The organism is Stenotrophomonas sp. P5_B8, from assembly GCF_054049855.1.
Genome location: NZ_JBFULO010000568.1, coordinates 1 through 1,986, shown reverse-complemented (window position 1 = coordinate 1,986; position 1,986 = coordinate 1). Strand labels below are relative to the sequence as shown.

The window sequence follows — 1,986 nt, the reverse complement described above, 5'->3', positions numbered from 1 at the left end:
GATGGATGCCGTCATGGGTGAGGGCTCCCGGCCCACCGATATTGTTCACGGCGATACGCGCGGTACCCGAGGTGTCGCCGCGCACGTGCAGCCGGTCGGTGGGCGAGGTGTCATCACCCAGTGCGGTGTTCATCGCCAGCAGGCCGTTGTCGGCATGGAAGTTACCGTCCACGGTGACGGTCTTGTACTGGCCGTCCGTATGGTCGAAGGCGAGGGTGGCGTTGGCGATCGCGAGGGTGCCGATCTGCGAATCGCCGGTCACGTCCCAGCGGCTGCCGTTGGCCAGCGAGAGATCACCCACGGCATCGGTGGCACCTTTCCAGTAGCTGTCGTGGTCGAGCGAGAGGGAGGAGGTGCGGTCGAGGAAACCATTGCCGTCGCGGTCGATGGCGGCATCGGAGAAACGGATGTCCCCGAGGGCGACCACGTTGCGGTCGAAGGAAACGGTATTGGCACTGTCCGAGGCGAACTCGGCCAGCCGACCGTTTCCGCCTTCGATACGGGTGCCATCGCTCGCACGCAGTGAGGCAGCGTCGAGGCCGAGGCCGGCCGAGGCGGCGGCGTGAAGGGTGCCGCCGTGGAGCTCGATCCGAGCACCATTGGTGGCCTGTGCGGCGTAAGCACCGGCGCCTTGGGTGGTCACCTGCGTGCCGGTGGCCTGCACGAGGGCGCCGTCGATGGCGTCAAGCCCGTGCGATGCAATGCCAAGGGTCGTGACCGAGGAGTCCAGCACCTGAATGCTGCTGCCTGCGCCCCTTACAGCGAGGCCCTGCGCAGCATTGCCGTCGGTCTGCACGCGCACCTGCTGCAGGGAGAGCTGGTTGTTGCCGCCGTAGACCGCTGCACCCTTGGACTGATCCCCATGGGTGTGTACGGTGCCGCCGATCATCTGCATGGCGGAGCCGTCACCCTCCACGTCCAGGCCGTCGGCCCAGTAGCCAGTGGTGGACACCTCGGTGTTCAGCAGGGTCGCCTTCGACCCGGACGATGCGACGACGCCGCTGGCGCCAAACATGCTTCCCGCAGCGTCGAGCGTGCGGTCGCCAGCGGTGGCGATGCGCGCGTTGGCGACGTTGACGGTGCTGGCGCCGTACGCCCAGATGCCGCGGCTGCGGTCGCCCGTCGAGGCGATGGAGCCGCCGTCGATGTTGACGCTTGCGCTGTCGCTCAGCAGCACGCCATGGGAATCTGCCGCGCTGGTGCGCAGGGTGGATCCGTTGACGTTGACGCGCGTGCCAGCATTGCGCGCGGTGACGCCGTTGCCGTTTGCACCCATGGCGGTGAGGCTGGAGTCGATGATGTTCAACTGCGCACCGCCCAATGCGGCAGCGCCATGGCCACGGTCGCCGGATGTGACGGTGCTGTTGCTCAGGCTCAACACGGCATCGCTGCCACGCGCGAACACGCCGATGGAGCCCAGACCGGTGGTGGTGATGTCCAGGTCGCTGGCGTTGATGGTGCCGGCGGTGGAATAGAGCCCGTAGGCTTCCTGGCCCGTTGTGCTGACCTGGCCGCCGGCGACGGTGATGCGGCTGTCGGCGCTGTCGACCATGGCACCGTGGGAGTTCAAGCCGGTGGTGCTGATGTTGGTCGAAGCGGCATCGATGCTGCCGGCAGTGGTGGCATACAACCCGTAGGACCTCGCGCCGATGGTGCTGATGGAGGTGTCGCGGACATCCACGTGAGCACCGTTATCGGCGGACACACCATGGCTGTTGAGCCGGTCCGCGCGACCCGAACGAATGGTGGTGCCTTCGATGACCGCGTGGCCGCCCAACGTGGCGACAACGCCGGAGGACCAGGAATTGATGGTGCTCTCGCGGAGGTTCAATCGCGCGCCGGAGCCGCCGGCGAAGGCGGCCGGGCCATTGCTGTTGACGGTCACGCCGACGGCGTTGATGGTGCCGCTGGCGTCGGCCRTGCTGCTGCCGGCGAGCAGACCGACCGAGCCGCCCATGTTGGTGATGACGGTGCCCTGGCCAGCGC

Annotated in this window: 1 protein-coding gene; it reads right to left on the bottom strand. The window is 67.5% G+C overall.

Going from position 1 to position 1,986, the window contains the following annotated elements; genetic code table 11:
- The coding region (locus ACXJKH_RS19415; RefSeq protein ID WP_457321821.1) for an autotransporter outer membrane beta-barrel domain-containing protein at nt 1-1,986 on the bottom strand (1,986 nt) is incomplete at both ends.